Annotated in this window: 8 protein-coding genes; 7 read left to right on the top strand and 1 reads right to left on the bottom strand. The window is 54.9% G+C overall.

The features are described from left to right. Positions 1–34: 34 nt before the first annotated feature. Positions 35–811 carry an enhanced serine sensitivity protein SseB gene (gene sseB / locus OGX92_RS05390; RefSeq protein ID WP_063941713.1) on the top strand — a complete coding sequence of 259 codons (777 nt, stop codon included), beginning with the start codon at positions 35–37 and terminating at the stop codon, positions 809–811. Between the two features lie 43 nt (positions 812–854). Here the strand turns inward: sseB and sseA are convergent, their stop codons facing one another. Beyond that, positions 855–1,700, bottom strand: coding sequence for a 3-mercaptopyruvate sulfurtransferase (gene sseA, locus OGX92_RS05385; protein WP_063941712.1), 846 nt, complete (start codon positions 1,698–1,700; stop codon positions 855–857). A 206-nt stretch (positions 1,701–1,906) separates the two neighbouring features. On the opposite strand from sseA, the gene OGX92_RS05380 reads away from it, so the two are divergent. The 6 genes from OGX92_RS05380 to ispG all read left to right on the top strand — a co-directional run bounded on the left by OGX92_RS05380 (position 1,907) and on the right by ispG (position 13,567). Next, positions 1,907–6,841: an alpha-2-macroglobulin family protein gene (locus OGX92_RS05380; RefSeq protein WP_267391171.1), complete on the top strand. Its 4,935-nt coding sequence runs from the start codon at positions 1,907–1,909 to the stop codon at positions 6,839–6,841. After that, positions 6,842–9,154 (top strand): peptidoglycan glycosyltransferase PbpC, encoded by a 2,313-nt coding sequence (gene pbpC / locus OGX92_RS05375; protein WP_149281453.1) that lies wholly within the window; start codon positions 6,842–6,844, stop codon positions 9,152–9,154. 148 nt (positions 9,155–9,302) lie between these two features. Then, positions 9,303–9,734 carry a nucleoside-diphosphate kinase gene (gene ndk, locus OGX92_RS05370; protein ID WP_003037710.1) on the top strand — a complete coding sequence of 144 codons (432 nt, stop codon included), beginning with the start codon at positions 9,303–9,305 and terminating at the stop codon, positions 9,732–9,734. Positions 9,735–9,985: 251 nt separating this feature from the next. Next, complete coding sequence (rlmN, locus tag OGX92_RS05365; RefSeq protein WP_286586306.1) at positions 9,986–11,152, top strand: dual-specificity RNA methyltransferase RlmN; 1,167 nt, start codon at positions 9,986–9,988, stop codon at positions 11,150–11,152. A 283-nt stretch (positions 11,153–11,435) separates the two neighbouring features. Further along, complete coding sequence (gene rodZ, locus OGX92_RS05360; protein ID WP_125112731.1) at positions 11,436–12,422, top strand: cytoskeleton protein RodZ; 987 nt, start codon at positions 11,436–11,438, stop codon at positions 12,420–12,422. Between the two features lie 26 nt (positions 12,423–12,448). Beyond that, entirely contained in the window at positions 12,449–13,567 is a 1,119-nt protein-coding gene (gene ispG / locus OGX92_RS05355) for a flavodoxin-dependent (E)-4-hydroxy-3-methylbut-2-enyl-diphosphate synthase (protein WP_003037720.1), read from the top strand. Positions 13,568–13,641 lie beyond the last annotated feature (74 nt).

Here is a 13,641-nt window from a genome sequence, read left to right as displayed (position 1 = left end):
CGGCCTACATGTATTCATCCAATTTGTGATACTTATGTCCGAAACAAAAAACGAATTAGAAACGTTGCTGGAGCAAGCGGCAACAGAGCCTGCGCATCGTCCGGCATTTTTCCGTACTTTACTGGAATCCACAGTCTGGGTGCCGGGTACTGCATCAGAAGGCGAGGCGGTGGTTGAAGACAGCGCTCTCGACCTGCAGCACTGGGAAAAAGAAGACGGCACGACCGTGATCCCGTTCTTCACCTCTCTGGAAGCCCTGCAGCAGGCGGTGGAAGATGAGCAAGCATTTGTCGTTATGCCGGTGCGTACGTTGTTTGAAATGACGCTCGGCGAAACGCTGTTTCTCAACGCGAAACTGCCGACCGGCAAAGAGTTTATGCCGCGTGAAATCAGCCTGCTGATGGGGGAAGAGGGGAATCCGCTCAGCACCCAGGAAGTACTGGAAGGCGGTGAATCGCTGATCCTCTCTGAAGTCGCTGAACCTCCGGCGCAAATGATTGACTCGCTGACTACGCTGTTTAAAACCATTAAGCCGGTAAAACGCGCGTTTCTCTGCTCAATCAAAGAAAGCGCGGAAGCCCAGCCGAATCTGCTGATTGGTATTGAAGCAGAAGGGGATATTGAAGAGATCATCCACGCTGCTGGCAGCGTCGCGACCGATACGCTGCCGGGCGATGAACCTATTGATATCTGCCAGGTGAAGAAGGGTGAGAAGGGCGTGAGCCACTTTATCACTGAGCATATCGCACCGTTCTACGAACGCCGCTGGGGCGGTTTCCTGCGCGACTTTAAACAGAACCGGATTATCTAAATTGTAGGCCGGATAAGCGAAGCGCTATCCGGCTTTTCCAGCTTTATAATTGCGGTTCTACCGGTAAATCGTTGCGTGCTCCCCATTCGCTCCATGCGCCGTCATACAATGCGACGTCAGAAACGCCCAGCGTGGCAAGTGCCAGCACCACGACGGCAGCCGTTACGCCGGAGCCGCAGCTGGCGATAATAGGGCGGTCAAAGCTCACGCCGTGGCTGAAGAAAATAGCATCCAGCTCATCGGTGGTTTTCAGTTCGCCGTCACGAACCAGTTCTGTCCACGGTACGTTAAGCGCACCCGGCACATGACCACGTTTCAGACCAGGACGCGGCTCGTCAACTTCGCCATTAAAACGCGCAGCCGGACGGGCATCGACGATCTGCGCCGTTTTTTCATGACTGGCCAGCAGTACATCGGTAACGCGCACTACTGCGTCAGGCGTAAAGGCCACGTTAAATTCACCTTCAGGTAAATCCTCATCGCCTTCCTTGAGCATTAGCTCATCGCGCTTCCAGCCTGCCAGACCTCCTGCCAGAATGGAGACATTTTCGACGCCAAATGTCCGCAGCATCCACCATGCGCGTGGCGCGGAAAACAGATTACCGTCATCGTAGATAACCAGATGCTTATCCTGATCAACGCCCAGCTCGCGCATCGCAACGGCAAAGGCTTCGGGGCGTGGCATCATATGCGGTAGCGGTGAGGTATGATCGGAAAGCGCTTCAATATCAAAAAATACTGCGCCAGGAATATGGCCCTCACGATACTCCTCGCCAACATCGCGATCTTCCTGTCCTGGAGGTGCCATCCGGGCATCAAGAATTTGTATTTCCGGGTCGTCAATGTGTTCGGCAAGCCAGTCGGCAGCGACAAAGAAGGCGGTGGTCATAGGCATCTCCATTTTTACCAGGTTTTGGCAAATTGTCGGATGTTTACCGTAAAGCGACAAGTAAAACAGGCTGATTTGTCAGGTGAATCCACATTAATCACTTAAATTAAGACAACGTTGTTCAGTTACTGACTTCCACAGCCGGAAATCTGACGCATAATAGTTGTTCTACGTAGCTAACGGGCCACTACGGCCAGGGATGAAAAATGAAACATTTACGCGTAGCGGCCTGCATGCTGATGCTGGCACTGGTCGGGTGCGATAATAATAACGAAAAATCACCGACGGCTGCGAAACCTGATGCACCTGCGCCACAGACTGCGCCAGCAAAAGATAAAGCTCAATTACAAAAGCTGGTGCAGCAAAGCCAGGGCAAGTCGCTGACGCTGCTGGATGCCTCAGAGGTCCAGCTCGACGGTGCGGCAACGCTCGTTTTGACCTTCTCCATTCCCCTCGATCCAGAACAAGATTTTTCCCGCGTCGTGCACGTTGTTGATAAAAAAAGCGGCAAAGTGGATGGTGCCTGGGAGCTGGCGCCAAATCTGAAAGAGCTGCGCTTACGCCATCTGGAACCTAACCGGGAACTGGTGGTGACCATTGAGCGTGATTTGCTGGCGCTGAATAAAGCGACGTTCGCTATTGATTATGAAAAAAACATTACCACCCGCGATGTACAGCCAAGCGTAGGGTTTGCCAGTCGCGGCTCGCTGCTGCCGGGAAAAGTAATTGAAGGCCTGCCGGTAATGGCCCTCAACGTTAACAGCGTGGATGTGAACTTCTTTCGCGTGAAGCCTGAATCGCTCGGCGCATTTGTCAGCCAGTGGGAATACCGCAATTCGTTGACGAACTGGGAATCTGACAATCTGCTGAAAATGGCGGAACTGGTGTATACCGGACGCTTTGATCTCAATCCTGCGCGTAACACCCGTGAGAAGCTGCTGCTGCCGTTGAGCGATATCAAGCCGTTGCAGCAAGCAGGTGTTTACATCGCGGTGATGAATCAGGCTGGACAATACAACTACAGTAATGCCGCTACGCTGTTCACGCTCAGCGATATTGGTGTGTCTGCGCACCGTTACCATAATCAACTGGATGTCTTTACACAGAGTCTGGAAAATGGCGCTGCGCAGCAGGGTATTGAGGTCACGTTACTCAACGAAAAAGGACAGACGCTGGCGCAGGCTACCAGCGACGCGCAGGGTCATCTCAAACTGGAGACTGATAAAGACGCGGCTTTATTGCTGGCCCGCAAAGACGGGCAAACCACGCTGCTGGATTTGAAACTCCCGGCGTTGGATCTGGCTGAATTTGATATTGCCGGTGCACCGGGATACAGCAAACAGTTCTTTATGTTTGGTCCCCGTGACCTCTATCGTCCTGGCGAAACGGTGATCCTCAACGGATTACTGCGTGACAGCGACGGCAAAACGTTGCCCGACCAGCCGGTGAAGCTGGAGGTCGTAAAGCCCGACGGGCAAGTGTTACGTTCGGTGGTTAGCCAGCCGGAGAACGGTCTGTACCGCTTTAGCTGGCCGCTGGACACCAACGCGCCAACCGGTATGTGGCATATTCGTGCTAATACGGGCGACAACCAGTCACGGATGTGGGATTTCCACGTCGAAGATTTTATGCCTGAGCGGATGGCACTCAATCTCTCCGCTAATAAGATTCCGGTAGCTCCGGCTGATGAAGTGAAGTTCTCGGTAGTGGGCTACTACCTGTACGGCGCGCCCGCTAACGGCAATGCTCTGCAAGGACAGCTTTTCCTGCGCCCGCTGCGCGAAGCGGTGCAGGCATTGCCGGGGTTCCAATTTGGTAATATTGCCGAAGAAAACCTGTCCCGCAGCCTCGATGAAGTTCAGCTTACGCTGGATGAACACGGTCGCGGCGAAGTGACCACCAACAGCCAATGGCAGGAGACGCATTCTCCGTTACAGGTGATCCTGCAAGCCAGCCTGCTGGAATCTGGTGGCCGCCCGGTGACGCGTCGGGCTGAACAAGCCATCTGGCCTGCGGACACGCTGCCGGGTATTCGTCCGCAGTTTGCGGCAAAAGCCGTCTATGACTACCGCACTGATACCACTTTGAATCAGCCTATCGTTGATGAAAACAGCAACGCCGCTTTCGACATTGTTTATGCCGATGCGCAGGGCGAGAAAAAAGCGGTGTCCGGTTTGCAGGTGCGTTTGATCCGCGAGCGCCGGGATTACTACTGGAACTGGTCTGAAGGCGAGGGCTGGCAATCTCAGTTCGATCAAAAGGATCTGGTTGAAGGTGAGCAGACCCTGGATCTTAAGGCCGATGAAACCGGTAAAGTCAGCTTCCCGGTTGAGTGGGGTGCCTATCGTCTGGAAGTGAAAGCCCCGAATGATGCGGTGAGCAGCGTACGCTTCTGGGCAGGTTATAGCTGGCAGGATAACAGCGACGGCAGTGGGGCTGTGCGTCCCGATCGCGTGACTCTGAAACTGGACAAACCCAGCTATCGTCCTGGCGATACCATGAAGCTGCACGTTGCCGCTCCCGCTGCTGGCAAAGGTTATGCGATGGTGGAATCCAGCGAAGGCCCGCTGTGGTGGCAAGAAATAGACGTACCGGCGGATGGTCTCGATATCTCCATCCCAATCGATAAAACCTGGAATCGCCACGATTTGTATCTCAGTGCGCTGGTGGTTCGTCCTGGCGACAAGTCCCGTTCGGCCACGCCAAAACGGGCGGTCGGTTTACTGCATTTGCCGTTAGGTGATGAAAACCGTCGTCTGGCGCTGGCGCTGGAAAACCCGGCGAAAATACGGCCAAACCAGCCGTTGACCGTCAAGATTAAAGCCAGCGTCAAAAATGGCGACGTACCAAAACAGGTTAACGTGCTGGTCTCTGCTGTTGATAGCGGAGTGTTGAACATTACCGATTACGCCACGCCAGATCCGTGGCAGGCGTTTTTCGGGCAAAAACGCTATGGCGCGGATATTTATGATATTTACGGCCAGGTGATCGAAGGGCAAGGGCGGCTGGCGGCGCTGCGCTTTGGTGGAGATGGCGATGAATTAAAACGCGGCGGTAAGCCACCGGTTAATCACGTCAATATCGTGGCGCAACAGGCGCTGCCGGTTACGCTCAACGAGCAGGGCGAAGGTACGGTGACGCTACCGATTGGTGATTTCAACGGCGAGCTACGGGTAATGGCACAGGCCTGGACGGCGGATGACTTTGGCAGCAGTGAAAGCAAGGTGATTGTTGCCGCGCCGGTAATTGCTGAACTGAATATGCCGCGTTTTCTGGCGGGAGGCGATACCTCGCGCCTGACGCTGGACGTGACTAACCTGACTGACAAACCGCAAACGCTGAATATTAAGCTCGCGTCCAATGGCTTACTGGAGCTGATGGGGCAAGATCCTGCTCCGGTAAATCTGGCACCAGGCGTACGGACTACGTTGTTTATTCCAGTGCGTGCGCGGGAGGGGTTTGGCGATGGCGAAATTCAGGCAGAAATTAGCGGTCTGACTTTACCGGGTGAAACGCTGCCAGTTCAGCATAAACAGTGGAAGATTGGCGTGCGTCCGGCGTTCCCGGCGCAAACCGTTAATAACGGTGTCGCACTTCAGCCGGGCGCAACCTGGCAGCTTCCGGGCGAAGAACTGACCAATTTCTCCCCTGCAACGATGCAGGGACAACTGCTGTTCAGCGGTAAGCCGCCGCTAAATCTGGCGCGTTATATCCGCGAACTGAAGGCTTACCCTTACGGTTGCCTGGAGCAAACGGCGAGCGGGTTGTTCCCATCCTTATACACCAATGCTGCGCAATTGAAGGCGTTAGGTATTGTGGGCGACAGCGATGAAAAACGCCGTGCGGCAGTCGATATTGGGATTTCTCGTTTAGTGCAGATGCAGCGTGATAACGGCGGTTTCGCGCTGTGGGATAAAAACGGGTCGGAAGAGTACTGGCTGACCGCGTATGTCATGGATTTCCTCGTTCGGGCAAATGAACAGGGCTACAGCGTCCCGGTAGAAGTCATTAACCGTGGCAACGAGCGGCTGCTGCGCTATTTGCAGGATCCAGGAATGTTGTCGATTCGCTATACCGACGACTCTTCAGCAAGCCGGTTTGCCGTACAAGCATACGCCGCGTTGGTTCTGGCGCGTCAGCAAAAAGCCCCGCTCGGCGCATTGCGTGAGATCTGGGAGCGTCGTGCGCAAGCGGCCTCTGGTTTACCGCTGTTACAACTGGGAATCGCGCTGAAAAATATGGGCGATGCTAACCGCAGTGAACAGGCGTTGACGCTAGCGCTGAATACGCCGCGCCGCGATACGCAACAGTGGATGGCGGATTACGGCAGTGCGTTGCGGGATAACGCGTTGATGCTGGCCTTGCTCGAAGAGAACAAGCTCAAACCTGACGTGCAGAATACGTTGCTGAACACGTTGTCAGAACAGGCCTTTGGGCAGCGCTGGCTCTCGACTCAGGAAAATAATGCGTTGTTCCTTGCCGCGCGTACGTTACAGGACTTGCCAGGCACATGGCAGGCGCAAACGTCATTCTCGGAGCAACCGTTAGCCGGGGAGAAATCACAGACGCGTAATCTGGATGCCGATGCGCTGTCTACGCTGAGCGTCACCAATACCGGTAATCAACCGCTGTGGCTGCGTCTGGATGTGAGCGGTTATCCGCAAACCTCACCGACGCCTGCCAGCAACGTTCTGCATATTGAGCGTCAAATCCTGGGGCTCGACGGAAACAGCAAATCGCTGGATTCGCTGCGCAGCGGCGAGCTGGTGCTGGTCTGGCTGGAGGTGAAAGCCAGCCAGAATGTGCCGGATGCACTGGTGGTTGACTTACTGCCAGCAGGACTGGAACTGGAAAACCAGAATCTGGCCAACGGCAGCGCCAGCCTGCAGGATAGCGGCAGCGAAGTGGCGAATCTGCTTAATCAGATGCAGCAGGCAGATATCCAGCACGTTGAGTTCCGTGACGATCGCTTTGTCGCTGCGGTGGCGGTCAATGAAGGACAACCGGTTACGCTGGTGTATCTGGCGCGAGCGGTGACGCCGGGGACCTACCAGGTTCCCGTCCCACAGGTGGAATCAATGTATGTTCCGCAGTGGCGCGCGACCGGTGCGACAGAGGGACTTTTGATTGTCAGACCGTAAATGATGCGCGGGTTGGGTAAACGCGGCTGCTGGCTCTGGCTGGCAGCCGTTGCGCTATTGATTGTGGCGGCAGTTTGGGCGGCAGATAAAATCTGGCCGCTGCCCTTGCACGAAGTCGATCCTGCGCGGGTCGTGGTGGCACATGATGGTACGCCACTCTGGCGCTTTGCCGATGCCGAAGGTATCTGGCGGTATCCGGTAACGATTGATGAGGTGTCGCCCCGCTACCTTGAGGCGCTAATTAACTACGAAGACCGCTGGTTCTGGAAGCATCCCGGCGTTAATCCGTTTTCAGTACTGCGCGCAGCATGGCAGGACCTCTCCTCTGGGCGTGTGGTTTCGGGCGGCAGTACGCTCACCATGCAGGTCGCACGATTACTCGATCCTCATCCGCGAACCTTTGGCGGCAAGTTTCGCCAGCTCTGGCGCGCATTGCAGCTGGAATGGCATCTCTCCAAACGCGACATCCTGACACTGTATCTCAACCGTGCGCCGTTTGGCGGTACGCTGCAGGGTGTGGGGGCGGCAAGCTGGGCCTATCTTGGTAAATCACCCGCGCAATTGAGTTACTCCGATGCCGCGCTGCTGGCTGTTTTGCCACAGGCACCGAGTCGCCTGCGCCCGGACCGTTGGCCGGACCGTGCTGAAGCGGCGCGTAATAAAGTGCTCGAACGTATGGCGACCCAGGGCATTTGGCCTGCCAGACAGGTACAGGAGTCGCGTGAAGAGCCAGTCTGGCTGGCGCCCCGGCAAATGCCGCAGTTAGCGCCGTTATTCTCGCGCATGATGCTGGGAAAAAGCCGGAGCGATAAAATCGTGACTACCCTTGATGCCGGATTGCAGCGTCAACTGGAAGAGCTGGCGCAGAACTGGAAGGGGCGCTTACCTGCACGCAGTTCGCTGGCAATGATTGTGGTCGATCACACCGATATGAGCGTGCGTGGTTGGGTGGGGTCGGTAGATATGAATGACGACTCCCGCTTTGGTCATGTGGATATGGTGAATGCGATCCGTTCGCCAGGCTCGGTGCTGAAGCCGTTTGTTTACGGTCTGGCGCTGGATGACGGACTCATTCATCCCGCTTCGTTGTTGCAGGATGTCCCGCGGCGAACCGGAGATTATCGACCGGGGAATTTTGACAGCGGTTTTCATGGCCCGGTGAGCATGAGCGAAGCGCTGGTAAGGTCGTTGAATTTACCCGCCGTGCAGGTGCTCGAAGCCTATGGTCCGAAGCGCTTTGCCGCATCGTTACGTAACGTCGGCTTACCGCTGTATCTGCCCGCAGGGGCTGCGCCAAATCTGTCGCTGATTTTAGGTGGCGCGGGGGCAAGGCTGGAAGATATGGCCGCAGCGTACAGCGCCTTTGCCCGCCAGGGAAAAGCGGGAAAACTGCGTCTGCAGCCGGGTGACCCACTGCTTGAACGCCCGTTGATGTCGGCGGGCGCGGCGTGGATTATTCGCCGTATTATGGCCGACGAAGCCCAACCGCTGCCGGATAACGCGCTGAGTAGAGTGGTTCCGCTGGCGTGGAAAACGGGCACCAGCTATGGCTATCGCGATGCCTGGGCGATTGGCGTTAACGCCCGTTATGTGATCGGTATCTGGACTGGCAGACCAGACGGAACGCCGGTGGTGGGCCAGTTTGGATTTGCCAGCGCCGTGCCGCTGCTCACTCAGGTCAACAATCTTTTGCTCTCTCGCGGGACCAATCAGCCGGAAGATCCACGCCCTGGTTCCGTGAGTCGCGGCGTGGTGTGCTGGCCGGGCGGGCAATCCCTTGCCCCAGGAGACAGCAACTGCCGTCGCCGTCTGGCAACCTGGTTACTGGATGGCAGTCAGCCGCCAACGTTATTATTGCCCGAGCAGGAAGGGGTTAATGGCATTCGTTTTCCTGTCTGGCTGGATGATGAAGGCAAACGTGTGGCGGCGGATTGCCCGCAGGCGCACGAGCAAACGTTAATCGTCTGGCCGTTGCCGCTGGAGCCATGGCTACCGGAATCAGAACGCCGTGGGGCGAGATTACCGCCAGTTTCTGCCACGTGTCCGCCGCTGGGACAAGACGCTTCACAGCCGTTGCAGTTGACAGGTATTCGTGATGGCGCGATTGTGAAGCGTTTACCCGGTTCTGCTCAAGCCTCATTGCCGGTGCAAACCAGTGGTGGGAGCGGTGAACGCTGGTGGTTTCTTAACGGTGAAAGGCTGGAAGAACGTGGACGTCGTCTTACGCTACGGCTGGCGACTAAAGGGGATTATCAACTGCTGGTGATGGATGACGCTGGTCAGGTAGCGACGGTGAGATTTTCGATGCAGTAGACCAGTTGGTGACTGTTTGTTGCTAAAATTCATCTTATTTTAAAGAAATGTTACCTTCATCAATAGTCAATTGCCGGGATGCTCTTTATAATCCGCGCCAGGTCGTACATCTATATAGACAACAACAGAACACATTACAGAGGTTATCATGGCTATTGAACGTACTTTTTCCATCATCAAACCAAACGCGGTGGCAAAAAACGTTATTGGGAGCATCTTTGCGCGCTTTGAAGCAGCAGGGTTCAAAATTGTCGGCACTAAAATGCTGCACCTGACCGTTGAGCAGGCACGTGGCTTCTATGCTGAGCACGATGGCAAACCGTTCTTTGACGGTCTGGTTGAATTTATGACCTCCGGTCCGATCGTTGTTTCTGTTCTGGAAAGCGAAAATGCCGTACAGCGTCATCGCGATCTGCTGGGCGCAACCAACCCGGCGAATGCGCTGGCCGGTACTCTGCGTGCAGACTATGCTGACAGCTTCACCGAGAACGGTACTCACGGTTCCGACTCCGTTGAGTCAGCGGCGCGCGAAATCGCCTATTTCTTTGGTGAAGGCGAGGTTTGCCCGCGTACGCGCTAATAAGCTCGTCCTGTAGGCCGGATAAGCGTTTGCGCATCCGGCTCTGCTTTGCCTGGTGGCGACGCTGATGCGTCTTATCAGGCCTACGATCTTCCTTTACATATTATTTTCGCTAATGCTTCGTGCAAACGTGGCATCCCTGCGCCAGACTTTGTACAATGCAACGCCCCGGAAGAGCAGATCGCTTGCCGGGGCGTTTCTTTTTAACCCTCCACGGGCCACAACGTGTAACAACGAGGCCGGAAAAAATTATGTCTGAATTAGTTAACACCTCTGAAGTCGTCATTCCTGCGGTTCCAAATAAAAATGGAAAAATTAACCTGCTGGATCTGAACCGTCAGCAAATGCGCGAATTCTTCAAAGAGATGGGCGAAAAACCGTTTCGTGCCGATCAGGTCATGAAGTGGATGTACCACTATTGCAGCGACAACTTTGATGACATGACTGACATCAACAAGGTGCTGCGTAACAAGCTGAAAGAAGTGGCTGAAATTCGCGCCCCGGAAGTGGTGGAAGAGCAGCGTTCTTCTGACGGTACGATCAAATGGGCTATCGCGGTTGGCGATCAGCGCGTTGAAACGGTGTATATCCCGGAAGACGATCGTGCGACCCTGTGTGTTTCTTCACAGGTCGGGTGCGCATTAGAGTGTAAATTCTGCTCTACGGCGCAACAGGGCTTTAACCGTAACCTACGGGTATCGGAGATCATTGGTCAGGTCTGGCGCGCGGCGAAGATCGTTGGTGCGGTGAAGGCTACGGGCGTGCGTCCTATTACCAACGTGGTGATGATGGGGATGGGCGAGCCGTTGCTCAACCTGACCAACGTGGTTCCGGCGATGGAAATCATGCTCGATGACTTCGGTTTTGGGCTGTCCAAGCGTCGCGTCACGCTCTCCACCTCAGGCGTTGTCCCTGCGCTGGATAAGCTGGGTGATATGATTGACGTCGCGCTGGCGATTTCTCTGCATGCGGCGAACGATGAAATTCGTGACGAAATTGTACCTATCAACAAAAAGTACAATATCGAAACATTCCTTGGTGCGGTTCGTCGTTATCTGGAGAAGTCCAACGCTAACCAGGGTCGTGTAACCATTGAGTATGTGATGTTAGATCACATCAATGATGGCACTGAACACGCGCATCAGCTGGCAGAACTGCTGAAAGATACGCCGTGTAAGATCAACCTGATCCCGTGGAACCCGTTCCCGGGCGCGCCGTATGGCCGTAGTTCTAACAGCCGTATCGATCGTTTCTCCAAAGTGTTGATGAGCTATGGTTTCACTACCATCGTGCGTAAAACACGTGGTGATGACATCGATGCAGCCTGCGGTCAGCTGGCGGGCGACGTTATCGACCGTACCAAGCGTACTCTGCGTAAGCGTATGCAGGGCGACGCTATCGACATTAAGACCGTTTGATGTTGGCGCACTACGGTATAATTCCTGTACCGTAGTGCAACGTAAGCCATATGAGGTTTTTTGTTGTCGTCGTCAGGTCAATAATAACGGTGCGTTTTTGTCGACTTTAAGGCAGTATGTAACGGCGTAACAAGTGTTTAGCCCTCAGGTTTACGCCGTTTTGTCATTGATAGTCTGACCGTTTTATACTGTCTGACGAAGGTTAACTGACCAGATGTTTCGCGGTGTGGGTGAGCATTGTGGCTCGCCGGCATCAGAACCCAAATTTACGCAGCTGTAGCGAATGAATACTGAAGCCACGCACGACAAAAATGAAACACTATCCACCGGCGTTCGTCTGCGCAATGCCCGTGAACAACTCGGATTCAGCCAGCAGGCAGTCGCGGAGCGACTTTGCCTGAAGGTCTCCACGGTACGCGATATTGAAGAAGATAAGGCGCCAGCCGATCTTGCTTCAACATTCCTGCGCGGGTATATCCGTTCTTATGCGCGTCTGGTGCATATTCCTGAAGAAGAACTGTTGCCAGGGCTGGAAAAACAGGCTCCGATTCGACCAGCTAAGGTCGCACCGATGCAGAGCTTTTCGCTCGGTAAGCGTCGTAAGAAACGTGACGGCTGGTTAATGACCTTTACCTGGCTGGTGCTGTTTGTCGTTGTCGGACTGACAGGCGCCTGGTGGTGGCAGAACCATAAAGCGCAGCAGGAAGAGATCACCACCATGGCCGATCAATCCTCTGCTGAGCTGAATGCCGGTAAAGAGGGTGCGCAGAACGTACCGTTAGATACCAGCGCAGCAGCAGGGCAGGATACCCCTCCGGCTCCTGACGATGGTGCGGTGGCGGACGCAGCGCCAACGCCAGACGTTGCTGCGACCCCGGCACCCGCCGCTGATGCGCAACAGAACGCCGTTGTTGCCCCTTCTCAGGCTAACGTCGATACCGCAACCGCGCCAGCTACATCGGCCCCTCTGCCGACCGATCAGGCAGGTGTGACTACACCTGCAGCCGATCCTAACGCGCTGGTGATGAACTTTACCGCCGATTGCTGGCTGGAAGTAACCGATGCGACCGGTAAAAAACTGTTCAGCGGGATGCAGCGTAAAGACGGCAATCTAAACCTGACCGGTCAAGCGCCGTACAAACTGAAAATTGGCGCCCCGGCGGCAGTGCAGATTCAGTTCCAGGGTAAACCTGTCGATCTGAGTCGTTTTATCAGAACTAACCAGGTTGCGCGTCTGACCGTTAATGCCGAACAATCACCGGCTCAGTAACAGACGGCAATGCGGGAGATTTTTTAATGCATAACCAGGCTCCAATTCAACGTAGAAAATCGACACGCATTTACGTTGGGAACGTGCCGATCGGCGATGGTGCGCCCATCGCCGTACAGTCTATGACTAATACGCGTACCACGGATGTGGAAGCGACGGTTAATCAGATTAAAGCGCTGGAACGCGTAGGCGCAGACATTGTTCGTGTCTCTGTACCGACAATGGATGCCGCAGAAGCGTTCAAGCTTATCAAACAGCAGGTTAACGTCCCGCTGGTTGCCGATATTCACTTCGACTATCGTATCGCGCTGAAGGTAGCGGAATACGGTGTTGATTGCTTGCGTATTAACCCAGGTAATATCGGCAGTGAAGAGCGTATTCGCATGGTGGTGGATTGCGCTCGTGATAAAAATATTCCTATCCGTATCGGCGTCAACGCCGGATCGCTGGAAAAAGATCTGCAGGAAAAATACGGTGAACCGACGCCGCAGGCGCTGCTGGAATCCGCTATGCGCCACGTGGATCACCTCGATCGTCTGAACTTCGATCAATTCAAAGTCAGTGTTAAAGCGTCTGACGTTTTCCTCGCCGTAGAATCCTATCGCCTGCTGGCGAAACAGATCGATCAACCGCTGCATCTGGGGATCACCGAAGCCGGTGGCCTGCGTAGTGGTTCGGTGAAGTCCGCGATCGGCCTTGGCCTGCTGTTATCTGAAGGGATCGGCGATACGCTGCGTGTTTCTCTGGCAGCCGATCCGGTGGAAGAGATCAAAGTGGGTTTCGATATCCTGAAATCGCTGCGCATTCGCGCGCGCGGGATCAACTTCATCGCTTGCCCAACCTGTTCGCGTCAGGAGTTTGACGTTATTGGTACGGTTAACGCGCTGGAGCAACGCCTGGAAGATATCATTACGCCAATGGACGTTTCGATCATCGGCTGCGTGGTAAACGGTCCTGGTGAAGCGCTGGTTTCTACGCTGGGCGTGACGGGCGGTAACAAGAAAAGCGGCCTGTATGAAGACGGCGTGCGTAAGGACAGACTCGATAACGACGACATGATTACGCAGCTTGAAGCCCGCATCCGCGCTAAAGCGAGTATTCTGGACGAAGCGCGTCGTATCGACGTGCAGCAGCTTGAAAAATAACAACGTGATGGGAAGCGGCGTGCTTCCCGTGTATGATTGAACCCGCATGGCGCCCGCATTGTTCGGGTTAGCGC

It is taken from the genome of Citrobacter sp. Cpo089 (assembly GCF_030332695.1).
GTDB classification, from domain to species: domain Bacteria; phylum Pseudomonadota; class Gammaproteobacteria; order Enterobacterales; family Enterobacteriaceae; genus Citrobacter; species Citrobacter portucalensis.
The sequence above is the reverse complement of the archived record's forward strand: the minus strand, read 5'-3'. Positions and strand labels throughout refer to the sequence as shown.

What these genes read in the sequence shown, in the direction of transcription:
- sseB (WP_063941713.1), top strand. Translation starts at nt 35, where the DNA reads ATGTCCGAAACAAAAAACGAATTAGAAACGTTGCTGGAGCAAGCGGCA.
- sseA (WP_063941712.1), bottom strand. Translation starts at nt 1,700, where the DNA reads ATGACCACCGCCTTCTTTGTCGCTGCCGACTGGCTTGCCGAACACATT.
- OGX92_RS05380 (WP_267391171.1), top strand. Translation starts at nt 1,907, where the DNA reads ATGAAACATTTACGCGTAGCGGCCTGCATGCTGATGCTGGCACTGGTC.
- pbpC (WP_149281453.1), top strand. Translation starts at nt 6,842, where the DNA reads ATGATGCGCGGGTTGGGTAAACGCGGCTGCTGGCTCTGGCTGGCAGCC.
- ndk (WP_003037710.1), top strand. Translation starts at nt 9,303, where the DNA reads ATGGCTATTGAACGTACTTTTTCCATCATCAAACCAAACGCGGTGGCA.
- rlmN (WP_286586306.1), top strand. Translation starts at nt 9,986, where the DNA reads ATGTCTGAATTAGTTAACACCTCTGAAGTCGTCATTCCTGCGGTTCCA.
- rodZ (WP_125112731.1), top strand. Translation starts at nt 11,436, where the DNA reads ATGAATACTGAAGCCACGCACGACAAAAATGAAACACTATCCACCGGC.
- ispG (WP_003037720.1), top strand. Translation starts at nt 12,449, where the DNA reads ATGCATAACCAGGCTCCAATTCAACGTAGAAAATCGACACGCATTTAC.